The sequence below is a fragment of the Nocardia sp. NPDC051929 genome (genome assembly GCF_044548645.1).
Classification (GTDB): Bacteria; Actinomycetota; Actinomycetes; order Mycobacteriales; family Mycobacteriaceae; genus Nocardia; species Nocardia sichangensis.
Genome location: NZ_JBIUCG010000015.1, coordinates 1 through 17,417, shown reverse-complemented (window position 1 = coordinate 17,417; position 17,417 = coordinate 1). Strand labels below are relative to the sequence as shown.

General features: G+C 68.5%; 15 protein-coding genes. 6 read left to right on the top strand and 9 right to left on the bottom strand.

Going from position 1 to position 17,417, the window contains the following annotated elements:
* Positions 1-31: 31 nt before the first annotated feature.
* The 3 genes from ACIHAX_RS20860 to glgP all read right to left on the bottom strand — a co-directional run bounded on the left by ACIHAX_RS20860 (position 32) and on the right by glgP (position 4,773).
* A complete protein-coding gene (locus tag ACIHAX_RS20860) occupies positions 32-565 on the bottom strand; it encodes a DoxX family protein (RefSeq protein WP_355075579.1) in 534 nt (177 codons plus the stop codon).
* 164 nt (positions 566-729) lie between these two features.
* Positions 730-2,091: an NCS2 family permease gene (locus ACIHAX_RS20855; protein ID WP_397279119.1), complete on the bottom strand. Its 1,362-nt coding sequence runs from the start codon at positions 2,089-2,091 to the stop codon at positions 730-732.
* A gap of 108 nt (positions 2,092-2,199) precedes the next feature.
* Positions 2,200-4,773, bottom strand: coding sequence for an alpha-glucan family phosphorylase (gene glgP / locus ACIHAX_RS20850; protein WP_355075576.1), 2,574 nt, complete (start codon positions 4,771-4,773; stop codon positions 2,200-2,202).
* Positions 4,774-5,035: 262 nt separating this feature from the next.
* Between glgP and ACIHAX_RS20845 the strand changes: the two genes are divergently transcribed.
* From ACIHAX_RS20845 to glgB, 4 genes are all read left to right on the top strand, one after another.
* Complete coding sequence (locus ACIHAX_RS20845; protein ID WP_364432435.1) at positions 5,036-5,479, top strand: hypothetical protein; 444 nt, start codon at positions 5,036-5,038, stop codon at positions 5,477-5,479.
* A 143-nt stretch (positions 5,480-5,622) separates the two neighbouring features.
* Positions 5,623-6,264, top strand: coding sequence for a LysE family translocator (locus ACIHAX_RS20840; protein ID WP_355075573.1), 642 nt, complete (start codon positions 5,623-5,625; stop codon positions 6,262-6,264).
* 101 nt (positions 6,265-6,365) lie between these two features.
* Positions 6,366-8,369, top strand: a complete 2,004-nt coding sequence (locus tag ACIHAX_RS20835) for a maltotransferase domain-containing protein (protein ID WP_397279118.1) — start codon at positions 6,366-6,368, stop codon at positions 8,367-8,369.
* Positions 8,366-10,519: a 1,4-alpha-glucan branching protein GlgB gene (gene glgB, locus ACIHAX_RS20830; RefSeq protein ID WP_364432441.1), complete on the top strand. Its 2,154-nt coding sequence runs from the start codon at positions 8,366-8,368 to the stop codon at positions 10,517-10,519. The genes ACIHAX_RS20835 and glgB overlap by 4 nt, the downstream gene beginning before the upstream one ends.
* A gap of 279 nt (positions 10,520-10,798) precedes the next feature.
* Here the strand turns inward: glgB and ACIHAX_RS20825 are convergent, their stop codons facing one another.
* From ACIHAX_RS20825 to ACIHAX_RS20815, 3 genes are all read right to left on the bottom strand, one after another.
* Positions 10,799-11,647, bottom strand: a complete 849-nt coding sequence (locus ACIHAX_RS20825) for a tetratricopeptide repeat protein (RefSeq protein ID WP_355075969.1) — start codon at positions 11,645-11,647, stop codon at positions 10,799-10,801.
* A gap of 61 nt (positions 11,648-11,708) precedes the next feature.
* A complete protein-coding gene (locus ACIHAX_RS20820; RefSeq protein WP_355075568.1) occupies positions 11,709-12,077 on the bottom strand; it encodes a DUF3817 domain-containing protein in 369 nt (122 codons plus the stop codon).
* Positions 12,078-12,387: 310 nt separating this feature from the next.
* Positions 12,388-13,566, bottom strand: a complete 1,179-nt coding sequence (locus ACIHAX_RS20815; RefSeq protein ID WP_355081520.1) for an acetyl-CoA C-acetyltransferase — start codon at positions 13,564-13,566, stop codon at positions 12,388-12,390.
* 127 nt (positions 13,567-13,693) lie between these two features.
* Between ACIHAX_RS20815 and mce the strand changes: the two genes are divergently transcribed.
* Together mce and ACIHAX_RS20805 are read left to right on the top strand one after the other, a co-directional pair.
* On the top strand, positions 13,694-14,167 hold the full coding sequence (gene mce, locus ACIHAX_RS20810; RefSeq protein WP_356966872.1) for a methylmalonyl-CoA epimerase: 474 nt from the start codon (positions 13,694-13,696) through the stop codon (positions 14,165-14,167).
* 86 nt (positions 14,168-14,253) lie between these two features.
* Positions 14,254-15,255 (top strand): hypothetical protein, encoded by a 1,002-nt coding sequence (locus tag ACIHAX_RS20805; protein WP_355081524.1) that lies wholly within the window; start codon positions 14,254-14,256, stop codon positions 15,253-15,255.
* A gap of 98 nt (positions 15,256-15,353) precedes the next feature.
* On the opposite strand, the gene ACIHAX_RS20800 is transcribed toward ACIHAX_RS20805, so the two are convergent.
* The 3 genes from ACIHAX_RS20800 to ACIHAX_RS20790 are packed head-to-tail and all read right to left on the bottom strand — an operon-like array spanning position 15,354 to position 17,168.
* Complete coding sequence (locus ACIHAX_RS20800; protein ID WP_356966870.1) at positions 15,354-15,662, bottom strand: ATP/GTP-binding protein; 309 nt, start codon at positions 15,660-15,662, stop codon at positions 15,354-15,356.
* A gap of 47 nt (positions 15,663-15,709) precedes the next feature.
* Positions 15,710-16,399 (bottom strand): endonuclease NucS, encoded by a 690-nt coding sequence (nucS, locus tag ACIHAX_RS20795; protein ID WP_355081528.1) that lies wholly within the window; start codon positions 16,397-16,399, stop codon positions 15,710-15,712.
* 37 nt (positions 16,400-16,436) lie between these two features.
* Positions 16,437-17,168, bottom strand: coding sequence for a rhomboid-like protein (locus ACIHAX_RS20790; protein WP_355081530.1), 732 nt, complete (start codon positions 17,166-17,168; stop codon positions 16,437-16,439).
* Between the last annotated feature and the right edge of the window lie 249 nt (positions 17,169-17,417).

Genomic DNA, 17,417 nt, shown 5'->3' with positions numbered 1-17,417 from the left:
CGAGCGCCGCGAATCCGTCTGCGCCGCAGGCTCAGAGCACCCACTTCAGGATCAGCGTGAGCACGCCCGCGGCGACGGCGAGGATCAGCGCTCCCACACCCCACACGAATCCGTGTCGCTCCCACGGACGCCCGGCGTCCAACGAGAACTTACCCGGCCCGGTGAAGGGCAGCGCCGCGCCGACCACCGCGAACAGCAGACCCATCTCGTAACCGCCCAGCAGGCCACCGGCCCAGGTGGCGTTGATCGCGTTGATCATCGTGCCCAGCACGATCGCTCCGGCCAGCGGCGTCAGCAGACCGAGCAGCAAGAGGAGGCCGCCGGTTAATTCGCTCAGCCCCGCCAGCGTCCCGAATACCTTGCCCGGGTTGTAGCCCATCTTCTCGAAGCCGTCGGCGTTGGCTTGCAGACCGGGCCCGCCCCACCAGCCGAACAGCTTCTGCGCGCCGTGCGCCGCGAGCAGGCCGCCGAAGACGACTCGCACGACCAGCAGGCCGATGTCGGGGGCGATTCGGTCCAGCTCGGAATCGGTTCCGGTTCTGTCGAGTACGGATTTGATCGTCATGGTGGTCCTCATCCCTGCGCTGTCGTTCCCGGACATGATCGTTACTTCGGCGAAGAAATCGGACTGCGGTCCGATTATCGCACGAACGGGGGCAACTACCCAACCTCTCGGTCTATTCCACGGTCGGGCGGGAAGGATGGTTCAGCGCTCGGGCGAGCGGAAAGTCATTCCGCGAGAAAGAAGAAGTAGCCGAGGAACACCAGCATCAGTGCCCACATCGCCGGATGCACATCCTTGACGCGGCCCTTGGCCGCCATGACCACCGGGTACAGCAGCATCCCCATGGCCAGGCCGTTGGCGATCGAGTACGTCAGCGGCATCATCACAATGGTGATGAACGCGGGCACCGAGTACTCCAGGCGGTTCCAGTCGATCTGCCCCAGCGATCGGGCCATCAGGATGCCGACCACAATGAGCGCGGGCGCGGTCACCTCGCTGGAGCCCGCGACGACCGCGAAGATCGGAAAACAGAACATGGCCACGAAGAACCAGCCCGCCGTGGCGAGGGCGGTCAGCCCGGTCCGTCCGCCCGCCGAGACGCCCGCGGTCGATTCCACGTAGGCGGTGGTGGTCGAGGTGCCGATGACCGCACCCGCCATGGTGCCCACCGAGTCCGCCGCCAGCGCGCTCGCCGCGCGCGGCAACTTACCGTTCGCGTCCAGCAGCCCGGCCTGGTTCGCGACGCCGATCAGCGTGCCGGATGCGTCGAAGAAGTCGACGAACAGCATGGTCAGCACCACCACGACCATCTGACCGGTGAACGCGTCGGGCAGATGGACGATCGCCTGACCGAAGGTCTGCTCGAGCCCATGCGGCGCGGCGAACAAGCCCTTGGGGAGCGCGACCAAGCCGCTGACGATGCCGACGAGGGTGGTCAGGACGATGCCGTAGAGCACGGCGCCGTGCCAGCCGCGCACGAGGAACACCACGGTCACCAGCAACCCGAACAGCGCGAGCAAGGTGGTGCCCTTGGTGAAGTCGCCCAGGGTGACCAGCGTCGCCTCGCTGTTCACCACGATCCCGGCGTTCTTCAAGCCGAGGAAGGCGACGAACAGTCCGATGCCGGCGCCCACGGCGAGCTTCAATTGCATCGGGATCGCGTTGAGGATGCGTTCGCGAATCCGCGTCACCGCCAGGACGAAGAAGATGGCGCCGGACAGGAACGTGCCCGACAGCGCGACCTGCCAGGGAATCCCCATGCCGAGCACCACCGTGTAGGCGAAGAAGGCGTTGAGTCCCATGCCCGGCGCGAGCGCGATCGGATATCGCGCCCACAGCCCCATGACCAGCGTGCCGAATACCGCGGCGACAGCGGTCGCGGTGAACACCGCCTGCATCGGGATGCCTTTGTCACCCAGCGCGCCCTGATCGCCGAGCACGGCGGGGTTGACCGCGAGGACGTACGACATGGCGAGGAACGTGACCGTCCCCGCCATGAGTTCGCGCTTCACGGTCGAGCCGGTCGAGCGAACCCCGAAGTATCCGTCGAGGCGTCCTCGGGTCCGGTGCAGAACGTCGGTGACCATGGGTGACTCCAGTACAGGAACGATTCGGGGCGGGCCAAGGGCACGGTAGCCGACGGTTCACTGCCCGCGACACCCACGGCGGCGCCACCGTGACCGGCGCCACCGGGGTCAAGCGCTCGGAGCGGAGACCAGTCCGAATTCGGCGTCGGAGGCCAGCAGATCGTTGTGCGGCAGCACCCGCACGGTGTACCCGACCGCGCCGGACAGCGGCAGCGGCGTGTCCACGGTGAACAGCTCGGCGCCCGCGTCGGACCCGACGTGCGTCATCGGGATCGTCGTGGTGTCGGAGAGATCGTCGGTCGACGAGACCCGGCCGAGCACCGCCTGCACCACCACGTCCGGCACGCTCAAGCCACCGAGCTCGACCCGCGCGGTGAGCGACAGCCGCGCCCCGATCACCGGCGTGTCCGGCAGCCCCGCACTGTCCACCTGGATCACCTTGACCGAGGGCCACGCCGACTCGACCCGGTGGCGGTACTCGGCGATGGCGCGCGCCACCGCGAAATCGTCGGCCGTCGCCCGCTGCGACGCCGCGGCGGCGGGAGCGTAGTACTCCACCGCGTAGTCGCGGACCATCCGGGAAGCCAGCACCTTCGGCCCCAAGGTCTGCAACGTGTGGCGAACCATCTCGACCCAGCGCACCGGCATCCCGGACGCGTCGCGCTCGTAGAAACGCGGCGCCACCGCACGCTCGAACAAGTCGTAGAGCGCGGCGGCCTCCAGATCGTCGCGGCGGTGCTCGTCCCGGACGCCCTCCGCGGTCGGAATGGCCCACCCGTTCTCGCCGTCGTACATCTCGTCCCACCAGCCGTCGCGGATGGAGAGATTGAGCCCGCCGTTCAGCGCGGATTTCATGCCGGAGGTGCCGCAGGCCTCGAGCGGGCGCAGCGGATTGTTCAGCCAGACGTCGCAGCCCCAGTACAGGTAGCGAGCCATTGATATGTCGTAGTCGGGAAGGAAGACGATCCGGTGCCGCACCTCGGGATCGTCGGCGAAGCGGACCACCTGCTGGATCAGCGCCTTGCCGCCGTCGTCGGCCGGATGACTCTTACCCGCGACGACCAGTTGCATCGGCCGCCGCGGATCCAGCAGCAGGGCGCGCAGCCGCTGCGGATCGCGCAGCATCAGGGTGAGGCGCTTGTAGGTCGGCACTCGCCGGGCGAACCCGACGGTCAGCACATCGGGGTCGAAAACGCCGTTCACCCAGCCGAGTTCGGCCTCCGCGGCGCCACGCTGCAACCAGGACACGCGCAGCCTGCGGCGCACCTCCTCGACGAGGATGCCGCGCAGGGTGTTGCGGGTCGACCACAACTCGGTGAGATCGACGTCGCGCAGCCGTTCCCAGCCGCGCCCCTCCTCGACCAGCTCCGCGCCGATGTGTTCGCGCGCCTTGTCCACCCACTCGCGCGCGGCCCAGGTGGTGGCGTGCACACCGTTGGTGACCGAACCGATCGGCACCTCGGCCGGGTCGAAGCCCGGCCACAGCGAGGCGAACATGGACCGGCTCACCTCGCCGTGCAGCTTCGACACGCCGTTGGCGCGCTGCGCCAGGCGCAAGCCCATGTGCGCCATGTTGAAGACCGACGGATCGGCCTCCCGGCCGAGAGCCACGATCCGGTCCACCGAAAGCCCCGGCAGCAGAGCGGATTCGGATTCCCCGTGCGCGCCGCCGAAATAACGCCGCACCATCGGCATGGGGAACCGGTCGATGCCCGCCGGGACCGGAGTATGCGTGGTGAACACCGTGCCCGCCCGAACGGCGGCGAGCGCGGAATCGAAATCCTGCCCGGCCGCGACGAATTCGCGGATCCGCTCCACGCCGAGGAAACCCGCGTGGCCCTCGTTCATGTGGAACACATCGGGATCGGGCAGTCCGGCGGACGCGGTGTACGCGCGCACCGCCCGCACACCGCCGATGCCAGCGAGAATCTCCTGACGGATGCGATGCTCCTGGTCACCTCCATAGAGCCGGTCGGTCACCGCACGCAACTCCGGGTCGTTCTCGGCGATGTCGGAGTCGAGCAGCAGCAGCGGAACCCGGCCGACCTGCGCGATCCACACCCGAGCACGCAGCACCCTGCGGTCGGGCATCGCGACGTGGATGAGCACGGGCGAACCGCCGGAGGTGAGCGCCCGCAGCGGCAAGCCCTGCGGATCCAGCGCCGGATAGTGCTCGGCTTGCCAGCCGTCCGTCGTCAGCGACTGCCGGAAGTAGCCCGAGCGGTACAGCAATCCCACGCCGATCAGCGGCAGGCCGAGGTCGGAGGCGGCCTTCAGGTGGTCTCCGGCCAAAATGCCAAGGCCGCCCGAATAATTCGGCAACACCTCGGTGACGCCGAACTCCATCGAGAAGTAGGCGATGCCCCGCACCCCTTCCTCGCCCGCCCGGCGCTGGAACCACCCCGGCGCGGCCAAGTACTCGCGCAGGTCCGCCGCCGCGGAGTCCACACGCGCGACGTAGCCGGGGTCGGCGGCAAGCTCGTCCAGCCGCGCCGCGGGCACCTCGCCCAGCATCCGGACCGGGTCGTGCCCCATCTCCTGCCACCGCTGGGGATCGAGCGCGGCGAACAGGTCCTGCGTCGGCGGATGCCACGACCAGCGCAGATTCGTGGCGAGCTCCCCCAGGGCGGCCAGGCGCTCGGGCAGATGGGCACGGACGGTGAAACGACGCAATGCCTTCATTGGGTAGAACCTACACGCCGACCGCGGGAGGCGCCCTGCCCGACCACGGCCAGGAACAACCTTCCGACCAGCGTGTTTCCCGGCAGCATAACGCTCTTCATCGTCACGGAACGGCCACACGCCGCACACCGGCACCCCCGTGCCCGCTACCCGATCGAGACCCGCGCTCGCTTGTGAACTCCGGAACGCGGGGCAAACCCACAAGCTGTGCGGACCAACCGGCCGCACCAACCGAATCAGTACGGGAGTGATCGAGATGTGGATGACAGCACACCCAAATCGCGCCCGCGATCGGCGCTGGTCGCGCGCTGGAGCAGCGATCACAGGGTTCGGAGCGCTCGCGGCGGCATTCGTTCTCGTCGCACCCACCGCCGGCGCGGCGGTCACGACGGCGACCGCAAGCCCGGCCCAAGGCACCAGTTTCGGCTTCGGAAACTACGGAACCAACTGCCAGTACCGGGTGACGGCGACGGTGGACAACAATCCCTCGACCGAATCGGTTCAGTTCGCCGACAGTGCCGGGGGCACCTTCTCACCGAACCCCGCACCGGTGGTCGGCAGCCAGGCCACCACGGTCTGGATCCCCGAGGCGACCGGGCAACACACCATTTCCGCGACACAAGGCGCCACGCCCGCTTGGACCTCACCGGTGATGACGGTGGGCAACGGGATGAACCTCGGCTTCGCGTGCATGGTCATGCCCTGATCGACGGTTCGGGCATGTCGAGTTGAGCGCCCGGGTGGCCACCCAGTGGACGAGCGAGCCCCGTCTGTGGCCACCCGGGCACCTCGCTTCCGAAAGCGGGAAAATCGGTAGCCCGAGCAGGACCGGGATGACAGCATCGGCTGATGCCGCACTGGGTCGACGTTCTTCCGCAATTCCTTCCGGCCTGCCTGCTCATCGCCGCGCTGCCCGGGCCTGCGACCGCACTGTTCCTGCAGCGCGCGGTGCGGGACGGCCGCACCGCGGGCCTGGCGGCGGTGGCCGGGAACGAGATCGGCGTACTCGGCTGGACGCTGGCGGGCGGGGCGGGACTGTCCGTCCTACTCGTCGCGAACCGCGCCATGAACACGGCCGTGCACGTCATCGGCGCGCTGGTCCTGATCTGGTTCGGCGTGCAGGCGTGGCGGAATGCCCGTGGTAGCGAGGAGTTCGGCAGCGCGATGACGAGGATGCTCCCGGCGGGTCACACGCCCGCCGCCGCGTTCCGCGCCTCGCTGATCTCGATCGCGGCCAACCCCAAGGCGGCGATTTTCGGATTGACAATCCTTCCCCAATTCCTTCCGTCCGAGGGGCCGGTGCTGCCCACGATGGTGATCCTGGCGCTGATCCAGTTGGTGATCGACACCGCGTGGTGCGTCGGCGTGGTCATGGCCGCCGACCGCGCGGGCGCCTGGTTGCGCCGCACCGGTATCCGGCAGCGGGTAGAGCGTGCGCTCGGCGCGGTGCTGGTCGCGCTCGGCCTGGGCCTCGCCGCCGACGCACGCTGAGGCGAATGCCCAGCTGGCCCGCCACCGTGAGAGGCCAGCAAACGGGCACGAAAAATCGGCTGGTCCGGTCCGAAAGGCCGGTTGCCGGTAGGTTGGGGTCCGTGACCGGCCGCATCGCTATCGATGACACTGCCCCGTCCATCCCAGGCGGCCGGCCCGCCAAGGCGGTGGTCGGCGAGGTATTCCCGGTGCGCACCGTGGTTTGGCGCGAGGGGCACGACGCCGTCGCCGCCACACTCGTCGTGCGCGCCCCCGGCGCGTCGCGACCCGCCCGCGTCCGCATGACGCCGGACTACGAGCCCGACGTCTTCAACGCGACCTTCACACCGAACACGCCGGGAGCCTGGACCTACCGGATCGAAGGCTGGAGCGATCCGATCGCGACCTGGCGATCGGCGATCGAGGCGAAGCTTGCCGTCGGGCAGAGCGCCGTCGATCTGGCCAACGATCTCGAGCTGGGCGCCCGCCTGTTCGACCGCGCGGCGCAGGCCGTCCCGAAGAAACAGTTCGAGCGCTTGCGCGCGGTCGCCGCCGCGCTGCGCGGTGACGAGCAACTCCCCGCACGGGTGGCCCCGGCCTTCACCGAGGAGGTCGCCGGGATCCTGCGCGCCACGCCGCTGCGCGACCTGGTCACCCGCGGGCCGCAGCACACCGTCCTGGTCGAGCGGCACCGCGCGCTCTACGGCTCCTGGTACGAGTTCTTTCCGCGCTCGACCGGCGGCCGCGACGCCACCGGCGAGCCGGTTCACGGCACCTTCGTCACCGCGGCCAAGGACCTTCCGCGCATCGCCGCCATGGGCTTCGACGTGGTGTACCTGCCGCCGATCCACCCGATCGGCGAGGTCAACCGCAAGGGCCGCAACAACGCGCTCACGGCGGAGTCCGGCGACGTCGGCTCGCCGTGGGCCATCGGCTCGCGGCACGGCGGTCACGACGCCGTGCATCCGGAATTGGGCACCGAAGCCGATTTCGCCGAGTTCGTCAGGGCGGCGCGGGAACTGGGCCTCGAGGTCGCGCTCGACCTCGCCTTGCAATGCGCGCCGGATCATCCGTGGGTCGAGGCGCACCCCGAGTGGTTCACCACCTTGCCCGACAACACCATCGCCTACGCCGAGAACCCGCCGAAGAAGTACCAGGACATCTATCCGGTCAACTTCGACAACGACCCCGACGGCCTCTACGCCGAAGTGCTGCGCGTCGTCAAACACTGGATCGGCTTGGGCGTCAACATCTTCCGCGTCGACAATCCGCACACCAAGCCCGCCGACTTCTGGGAGTGGCTGATCGCGAACGTGTGGCGCACCGACCCGGACGTCATCTTCCTGTCCGAGGCGTTCACCCGCCCCGCCCAGCTCTACGGGCTCGCCCGGCGCGGATTCAGCCAGTCCTACACGTATTTCACCTGGCGCGTGGCCAAATGGGAGCTGACCGAGTTCGGCAACGAATTGGCCGCGAAGGCCGACGAGGCCCGCCCGAACCTCTTCGTGAACACCCCGGACATCCTGCACGAGAGCCTCCAGCACGGCGGGCCGGGCATGTTCGCCATCCGCGCCGTCCTGGCCGCCACCCTCGCGCCCACCTGGGGCGTCTACTCCGGCTTCGAGCTGTTCGAGCATCAGGCGGTGCGCCCGGACAGCGAGGAGTACCTCGATTCGGAGAAATACGAGCTGCGCCCGCGCCCGTTCGCCGAGGCGCTGGCGCGCGGAGAATCGCTGGAACCCTGGCTCACTCGGCTCAACGAGATCCGCCGGGCCCACCCCGCCTTGCAACAGCTGCGCTGCCTGCATTTCCACCACGTGGACAACGACGCGCTGATCGCCTATTCCAAGCTCGATCCCGCAAGTGGCGACGCGGTGCTGGTCGTGGTGAATCTCAATCCTTTCGGCGCCGAATGGGGCATGCTCTCGCTCGACCTGCCCGCGATCGGCCGCGAGTGGCACGACCACCCGGTGGTGTACGACGAGGTCAGCGGCGAGGAATACCACTGGGCCCAAACCAATTACGTGCGATTGGACCCCGCGCGGGCCGTGGCGCACATCATCGCCCTGCCCCCGGTGTCCCAGCAGGCTCGCACCGAGCTGTCCTACCGCAGGACGCTGCGATGAAACGTCGCGACCTCATGCTGCTCGCGGCGGGCACCCATACCGACCCGCACACCGTGCTCGGCGCACACCCCCATCCGGACGGCACCGCCGTGCGGGTGCTGCGCCCGCACGCCGAAACCGTGTCGGTGCGGGTCGGCGGCGACGACCATGTGCTGAAGTCCGTGGGCCACGGCGTATTCGCCGCGGTGCTGCCGTACCCGGAGATCGATGACTATCGCGTCGTGACGACCTACCCCGGCGGCCAGACCGTCATCGGCGCCGACGGCTACCGCTTCCTGCCCACGCTCGGCGAACTCGACCTGCACCTGATCGGCGAAGGCCGCCACGAACGCCTGTGGGACGTGCTCGGGGCGCACCCGCGCCGCTACAGCACCCTCGACGGTGACGTCGCGGGCACGTCGTTCGCGGTATGGGCGCCGAACGCGCGCGGCGTCACCGTGATCGGGGACTTCGACGGCTGGAGCGGCACCACCGCGCCCATGCGCGCGCTGGGGTCGTCCGGGATCTGGGAAGTCTTCATCCCGGGTGTCGAGCCGGGCGCCAAGTACAAATACCGCGTGCACGGCGCCGACGGGCGGACCGTCGATCACGCCGACCCGCTGGCATTCGCCACCGAACTACCACCGGCCACGGCGTCGGTGGTCACCGAAAGCCATTACGTGTGGCAGGACAGCGCCTGGCTCGGGCAGCGCGCGGCCACCGATCCCACCCGCGCCCCGATGAGCGTCTACGAGGTGCATCTCGGTTCCTGGCGGCCCGGCCTCGGCTACCGCGAACTGGCCGACCAACTCGCCGAGTACGTGCGGGCGACCGGATACACCCACATCGAGCTGCTCCCCATCGCCGAGCATCCGTTCGGCGGCTCGTGGGGCTACCAGGTCACCTCCTACTACGCGCCGACGGCGCGATTCGGTTCCCCGGACGACTTCCGAGCGTTCGTCGACCGCATGCACGCGGCGGGCATCGGCGTCCTGCTGGACTGGGTCCCCGCCCACTTCCCGCGCGACGAGTGGGCGCTGGCCCGATTCGACGGCACTCCGCTCTACGAGCACGCCGACCCGCGCCGGGGCGAGCAACTCGACTGGGGCACTTACGTGTTCGACTTCGGCAGGCACGAGGTACGCAACTTCCTCATCGCCAACGCTCGCTACTGGGTCGAGGAATTCCACATCGACGGCCTGCGCGTCGACGCGGTCGCCTCCATGCTCTACCTGGACTACTCCCGCGCCGAAGGCCAGTGGGAGCCCAACGTGCACGGCGGCCGGGAAAACCTGGAGGCCGTCGACTTCCTGCAGGACCTCAACGAGACGCTGCATCGGCATCACCCCGGCGTCGTGACGATCGCAGAGGAGTCCACCACCTGGCCCGGCGTCACCCGTGGCATCGACGTCGGCGGTCTCGGCTTCACCATGAAATGGAACATGGGCTGGATGCACGACACCCTCGGGTTCCTCGGCCGCGACCCGGTGCACCGCTCCTGGCACCACAACGAGATCACCTTCTCACTGGTCTACGCCTGGAGCGAGAACTACGTGCTGCCGATCAGCCACGACGAGGTCGTGCACGGCAAAGGCACGCTGTGGACCAGAATGCCGGGCGACGATTTCGCCAAAGCCGCGGGCGTGCGCGCGCTGCTGGCCTACATGTGGGCCCACCCGGGTAAACAGCTGCTGTTCATGGGCCAGGATTTCGGCCAGTTCCGGGAGTGGTCACACGATCGCGGTCTGGACTGGCACGAACGGGACAACCCGCTGCACCAAGGCATCACCACGCTGGTGCGTGACCTGAACGCCGTCTACCGCGCCCACCCCGCCCTGTGGAGCCAGGACACCACACCCGGTGGCTACGCCTGGATCGAGGCGGACGACCGCGCGAACAACGTGCTGGCGTTCCTGCGCTACGGCTCCGACGGCTCCGTTGTCGCCTGCGTCTACAACTTCTCCGGGTCGGCGCACGACGCGTACCGGATCGGCCTGCCGCACGCGGGCTCATGGCTGGAGATCCTCAACAGCGACGCCGCGGACTACGGCGGCTCCGGCCTCGGCAACTTGGGCGAGGTGACGGCGAGCGCCGAGCCGTGGCACGACCGTCCCGCCTCGGCCACCGTGACGCTCGCACCCCACGGCGCGGTCTGGCTGCGCCCCGCCTGACGAGTCGCCCGGCGAACCGAGCCCTGCCCGACCCCGACGTGCGCCGGTCCCCGAAGCACGGACTCAGGTGAGCAGCTGACGCCTCGGTGCGAGACCCGAGTCCGATGCGCGAATCCAGAGCAGACTCGGCGGACGCCCACTATGAGCGGCGACCGATGGTCATCGCGACCGGTAGCGCAGGTCGGTCACAACACCGCCCCGGATCGGATACCCGACGCCTGGGCGCCACCAGGGGCGGTGACGCGGCCGGCTGGTTCGCGGACCGCCCCGCGCGGCGGCTCAGTACAGCGCCGCGGCCAGCTTGCGGCGCGCGGCCACGACGAACGGCTCGGCCTGATCGAACAGCTCGAACAGCTCGAGCAGGCGGGTGCGCGCCTTGGTGCGCTCGTCGCCGGAAGTGCGCTTGACGACGCCGATCAGCCGATCGAAGGCCGCTTCGGGCCGCTGCTGGAACAATTCGAGATCGGCGGCGCGAATCGCGGCATCGACGTTCGACGGGTCGGCATCGGCATCCTCGATCGCCGACTCCGGCAGCTCCTGGGCCCGCGCGAGGAAGCGCAGCTGACGCAGCGCGCCCTTGGCTTCGTCGTTCGTCGGCTCCGCGTCGAGAATCGCCTGGTACGCCGCCTCGGCGCCGGCCAGGTCACCGTGCTCGAGCGCCGCCTCGGCCGCCGCGAAACGCGGGTCCTCGGCCTGCGGCTGCGGCTCCCCGCCACCCTCCAGCTTGCCCGCAACCGCGTCGACCACGGCGTTCAGCCACTGCCGCACCTGCGGCTCCGGCTGGGCGCCCTCGAAATCGGCCAGCGGCTGCCCTGCCGCGATCGCGATGACCGTCGGGATGCCCTGCACCCGCAGCGCCTGCGCGATGCGCATGTTGGCCTCGGCCTCGACGATCGCCAGGTCCCAGCTGCCGCCGTCGGCGGCCACCAGTCGCTCCAGCGTTCGCACCAGTTCGACGCTGCCCGGACTGCGCTGCGAGTACAGCACGACCACCACCGGCACCTGCATCGAACGACGCAGCACCTTGGTCTCGAAATCGGCCTCGGATACCGCGTAGTCGCCACCGGCCGGAGCGCCCCCGCCACCGGCGGGCTGCTTCAGGCTGGACAGATCGACCGCGCCGGACATGGCGGCGGCGACAGCGGGCGAAGGACGGCGTGCGGCTGGTCGATTCACGACCTCCAGTTTGTCACGACGTGGCGGATGCGGGCGCCCCGGACTCGACCGAACCGGCGTTGCTCAGCTCACCCAACCGCCCCGTGCGCACCGCCCAGACCTCGAACAGCACCGTGCAGAACGGCGGAATGCTCGACAGCAGCGCGAGGACGGTGGTCTTGACGTTCCAGCCCAGCTCGCGCGCCGCCACGATCGCGGTGATGACGAACAGCACGAACACGATGCCGTGCGTCATGCCGAACACCTTGACCGGCCACAGCACCGGCTCCGGAATCCGCTTGAACACCATGCCGATGATCAGCAGCAGCCAGGAGATCGCCTCGAGCACCGCGATGAAACGAAACCGCTTGGCCACCGTGCTCAGGTCGAAGACATTGCCCATGCGCCCATTCTGCCGGATGCACTACAGGCTGTCGTAGTGAGCTGTGTCTAATTGCTGTGTTCAATTTGCAGCGCCTGCGGCGCTGCGTGTTCGCGGCCCTCTTATGGCTCGCGTGTGCGCGACCGCCGCTTGCTCCTTCGTCGCGTACGCGGCGGCCGCGCACACGCGAGCCGGGCCGCGAACGGAACAGGCTCGGTCTCGCTTCGCTCGAAAGAACGTGGTTGCGGTGCGCTGGGCCAGAACGACCGATGGCCGCCCACGTCGGGGCGGCCATCGGCACGATTCGGCGCGGGGCATCGCCCCGCCGAACTCAGACGCGAACGATCAGCGCGTCACCCTGTCCGCCGCCGCCGCAGAGCGCGGCCGCGCCGACGCCGCCGCCGCGGCGCTTCAGCTCCAGCACCAGGTGCAGCAGGATGCGGGCGCCGGACATGCCCAGCGGGTGGCCGATGGCGATGGCGCCGCCGTTGACGTTCACCTTCTCCGGGTCGATGCCCAGCTTGCGGGTGGACGCGATGCCGACGGCGGCGAACGCCTCGTTGATCTCCACCAGGTCCAGGTCGGCGGGCGAGATGCCCTCGCGTGCGCAGGCTTTGGCGATCGCGTTGGCGGGCTGGTCCTGCAGCGTCGAATCCGGACCCGCGACCACACCCGCCGCACCGATCTCGGCGATCCAGCTCAACCCCAGCGACTGCGCCTTCTCCTTGCTCATCACCACGACCGCCGCGGCTCCGTCGGAGATCTGCGACGCGGTACCCGCGGTGATGGTGCCGTCCTTGCGGAACGCCGGACGCAACTTACCCAGCGACTCCACCGTGGTGTCGGCGCGAATGCCCTCGTCCGTGGTCACCAGCACCGGATCACCCTTGCGCTGCGGCACCGCGACCGGGACCACCTCGTCGTCGAACACGCCGTTCTTCCACGCCGCCGCCGCACGCTGGTGCGAAGCCGCCGCGAACGCGTCCTGATCCTCGCGGCTGATCCGATCGGCCTCGTTGCGCGCTTCGGTCAGCGCGCCCATGGCCTGATCGGTGAAGATGTCGTGCAGGCCGTCGTAGGCCATGTGGTCACGCAGCGTCACGTCGCCGTACTTGAAGCCCTCCCGGCTCTTCTCCAGCATGTGCGGCGCCCGGCTCATCGACTCCTGGCCACCCGCGACGACGATCTCGTACTCGCCCGCCCGGATCAGCTGGTCGGCCAGCGCGATCGCGTTGATGCCCGACAGGCAGACTTTGTTCAGCGTCAGCGCGGGCACGTCCATCGGGATGCCCGCCGCCACCGCCGCCTGCCGGGCCGGGATCTGGCCCGCGCCCGCGGTGAGCACCTGACCCATGATCACGTAGTCGACCTGGTCGGGCGCGACACCGCCCTTCTCCAGCGCCGCCTTGATCGCGAACCCGCCCAGATCGGAACCGCTGAAGTCCTTCAGACCTCCGAGCAGCCTGCCGACCGGGGTACGCGCACCGGAGACGATCACGGAAGTGGTCACGACGAGCCTCGCATTCGTAGATCGGACCTGCTCGCGCCCACACCGGGCAATGCGAGAGCAGGTGTTCTACTCAACGGTAGCGGGTGCGTCACGCGCGCCCCGTGCCAGGTCGCGCTACTTTCGAATGGTGAGCAACGTTACCGAACAGTCATCTTTCATCCCCGCGGACTACGTGACCGCGGTGGACCACGTCGGCATCGCGGTGCCGGATCTCGACACCGCGGTCGCCTGGTACGCGGAGAACCTCGGCATGATCGAGACCCATCGCGAGGTCAACGAGGCTCAGGGCGTGCACGAGGCGATGCTGTCGCTGCCCGGCGCACCCGACCGCGCCACTGCCCTGCAGTTGCTGGCGCCGCTCAACGCGGAATCGACGATCGCGAAGTTCATCGACCGCAGCGGGCCCGGCTTGCAGCAACTGGCCTACCGGGTGACCGACATCGAGGCCGTCTCCGCGTACCTGCGCGCCAAGGGTCTGCGTTTGCTGTACGAGGCTCCACGGCACGGAACGGCCGATTCTCGCATCAATTTCATCCACCCGAAGGATGCTGGAGGTGTGCTGATCGAGTTGGTCGAACCGAACGCTAATGTTACGCACTAGTATCGGCGTCAGGTCGGGAAAACTCGTTGGAATGACATTCGCAGTCGAGTCACCATCGGCTGTCTTCAGGCTGTAGTTTGTGTGCCATGTCGTCACCCGAGTCCGATCGCAATCGCTTCGTTGCACTGCCCTTCACCGTTGTGCGCAAGGGTTATGCGCAAGACGAGGTGCGTAATTACTTCGACCGCTTCGACGCGGAACTGAGAGTCACCGCCACCGACCGCGATGCGGCTGCGGCACAAGCACGTAACCTCGCGAGCCAGCTGGAAGACGCGCGCGACGAGATCGACGAACTCCGCAAGGAGGTCGACCGACTCTCGGTGCCGCCGACCACCGCGGAAGGCATGTCCGACCGCATCTCCCGCATGCTCCGTCTCGCCTCCGACGAGGCGTCCGAGGTCCGTGCCCTGGCGCAGGCCGAAGCCGCCGAGATGGTGTCGATCGCCGAGCAGCAGGCCACCGAGATGCGTGGCAAGTACGAGTCGCTGCTCGCGGAGACCAAGGAGAAGCGCGAGGCGCTCGAAATCGAATTCGAGCAGACCCTCGCGAACGCACGCACCGAGTCCGCCAAGATCATCGAGGCCGCTCAGGCCGAGGCCGACCGCATCGCGAAGGAAGCCGACGCGAAGCGCAAGGCCACCCAGCAGGACTTCGAGGCCACCATGGCCGAGCGTCGCACCAAGCTCACCCGCGCCATGGAAGAGCTGGAAGCCACCAGCCGCGCCGAGGCCGCCCAGCGGATCAAGGACGCGACCGACGAGGCCAACCGCCTCATCACCTCCGCCACCCAGACCTCCGAGCGCAAGATCGCGCACGCGAAGGAGCTGGCCGAGGAGATGCGCGTGCTGCGCGGCCGCGTGCTCGCCCAGCTGCTCGGTATCCGCGGTCAGCTCGACTCGGTGCCCGCGATGCTCGCCGCGGTCAACCGGGAAAGCGAATTGCTGGACGGCGTTCCGGATCAGCGCAAGTCGATCGGCGGCAACACCAAGTCGGTCACCGGTTCCCGTCAGAAGGCGATCCCCGAGGTCGCCACCGAGGACGACGATATCGACTCGGAAGAGCGCGAGAGCGCCGACGTCAGCAACTGACGTCGGACTGAGGCGACTACAGCAAAACTGAACCGAATTCACCGAAGGCCGCCCCCACCGGGGCGGCCTTCCTTAATTCCGCACCCGTTTGCTGGGCATCAGGACCAGCGTCGGGTGATCTTCCGAGTACGGCGACCGTTCCAGCACCCGCGATGCCAATGCCTGCGGTCGTCTTCTCCGCCATGAGCGGGCCACGCGACGAGGTGCGCGACGCCGGGCGGAATCTCGTGGTCACAGCCCGGGCAGCGGTAGGTCTTCACAGCGCGGGTGCCCGGAATGGTGCGGACCACGTAAGTCTCGTCACCGTCCGGGCCTGATTCGGTCCGTCCGAAGACATCGCCGATCGGCGCGCCTCCCGACCGCGAGTGATCAGCGTGGCGATCCGAACGCGGTTTCCGGCGGGGCATGCTACAAGCCTATTACTCGGCCGCGTGCGCCCCGCGCGCCCCCGAGTTCAGAACAAGCGGAATTCGTTGCTCTCCGTGCCACGCAGGGCGTCGTAATCGAGTGTGAGGCAGCGGATACCGCGATCCTCGGCAAGGGTGCGCGCCTGCGGCTTGATCTGCTGGGCGGCGAAAACGCCCGCCACCGGAGCCAGCAGCGGATCCCGGTTCAGCAACTCGAGGTAGCGGGTGAGCTGTTCGACGCCGTCGATCTCACCGCGCCGTTTGATCTCCACCGCCACAGTGCCGCCGTCGGCGTCCCGGCACAGCAGGTCCACCGGGCCGATCGCGGTCATGTACTCGCGGCGGATGAGCGTGTAGCCGGTGCCGAGCGTATGCACGTGCTCGGCCAGCAGCTCTTGGAGATGAGCCTCCACACCGTCTTTCACCAAGCCCGGGTCCACGCCGAGTTCGTGGGAGGAGTCGTGCTCGATGTCCTCGATGGTGATGCGAAGTTCCTCGCCCGCCTTGTTGGCGACGACCCACAGCGCCTTCGCTCCCTCCGGGAGCTGCGCGTCGCCGTTGCGTTCCTCCAGCCAGCAGGGCGGGCTCATCCAGTTCAGCGGCTTGTACGAGCCGCCATCGGAGTGCACGAGCACCGAGCCGTCCGCTTTCACCAGCAGTAGCCTGCGGGCCATCGGAAGATGGGCGGTGAGTCGCCCTACGTAGTCGACCTGACAGCGAGCAATCACTAGGCGCACCCAAGCACTGTAGGCGAACGCCCGCACGCCCCCGTCGTCAGCCCATGAGCAGAATCGCCGCGAGAACCACGCTGACGGCGAGCAGGGCGCTTTCGATCCGGGTCAGCCGCCGACGGGTGGTCGTCCTGGCCCAGACCATGCAGAACCCGACCACGGTGCCGATCATCAACGCCACCATGTGGCCGACCTGGGTGAAGGTGTGCTCGATGAGCACACCCTCGACCGCGACGATGAACCAGAGCGTCGACCAGGCGGCGCGCCACCGGTAGGGCAGGGCGGCCACCAGCGCGCCCACCAAAGCCATGGCGCCGTAGCTGACACCGACGTCTTCGGCCCAGCGGATGCTCGTGGGCACCCATCCGGCCTCAACGCCCACCCACAGCCCCGCCGCGACGAACAACGTGGCGCCGATGTGGCCGGCCAGGAAAACCCGCACCAACCGCAACGCGCCGAAGCGCAGTTCGGCGAGAGCGAGCAGACAGGCCAGCAGCGGGATGATCACCCACGACCCGACGACGTCGCCGATCACGAACGCGCTTGCCAGCAACGTCCCGATCCGGCCGTCCAGCAGGTTGTGCAGGTTCGTGCTCGCGTGCAGAACCACCCTCGTCTGCGCGGAGTCGCTCAGGACGGAGAAGATCGCCGAGACGACGACCAGCCCCGCCAAGTACACAGCCGTCGCGGGCAGCCTCGGCCGCCACCAACGCGGTCGCGTCGAGGTGGCGGGGGCTGGCGGCGCCGGGTGACCCGGCGTCGTCGCGACGACCATACATACCTCCGTTGTTCGCGCGGGACAGCGATCCGTCTCCACCATCCATCATCGTCGGCCGCGCGCTGTGTGTGCTTGTAGTTCCCTCTGAAATTGCTGCGAAACGTTCTCGCCGCATGAACGACGAAAGGCCCTCGACGGTGTCGAGGGCCTTTCGTGAAAGGATGTTCCGGCGGTGTCCTACTCTCCCACACCCTGTCGAGTGCAGTACCATCGGCGCTGGCAGGCTTAGCTTCCGGGTTCGGAATG